The sequence below is a fragment of the Streptomyces sp. GC420 genome (genome assembly GCF_009916105.1).
Lineage (GTDB): Bacteria > Actinomycetota > Actinomycetes > Streptomycetales > Streptomycetaceae > Streptomyces.
The window spans coordinates 1-438 of record NZ_JAAAXQ010000841.1; the positions used below are offsets into that span (position 1 = coordinate 1).

Annotated in this window: 1 pseudogene; it reads right to left on the reverse strand. The window is 68.9% G+C overall.

The features are described from left to right. Positions 1-32 precede the first annotated feature (32 nt). Positions 33-438, reverse strand: a pseudogene (locus GUY61_RS38885) (serine/threonine protein kinase); the annotation flags it as partial.

A 438-nucleotide genomic window follows, 5' to 3' on the forward strand; every position in this document is an offset into this window, starting at 1 on the left:
GTCCTGTGGCCGGTCACCGTGCCGTCACCGTCTCACAGCGGGGTGAAGGACTTCGAGACGGCCTCGTACGTCCTGAGCGCGGCGGAGCGGACCTCGGGCCGGTACCAGATGTTGAGCTGGTAGGACTTGCCTCCGGCGTTGAAGCCGGTCTGCCGCGCCCGCCAGGCGACGCCGTCCTTGCGGAAGTGGTACTCCCACACGACCGCTTCCCTGCCCCTGAAGGTCGTGCGCTCCAGCCTGATCCTCCGGTAGCCCTCCTGGTCGTGCGACTCGCGTTCCCAGTTCCGCCACTGCGTGAACAGGTCGGCGCCGCTTTCCAGCGCGTAGAAGCCGCCGAGTTCCTGCCGTCCGTCCGGTGCGTGGTAGTGCACCTTCGACGGCGTGCGCTCGTCCCTGCGCCAGCCGTCGGGCGGCACCCACAGGTAGCCCGTCTCGTTG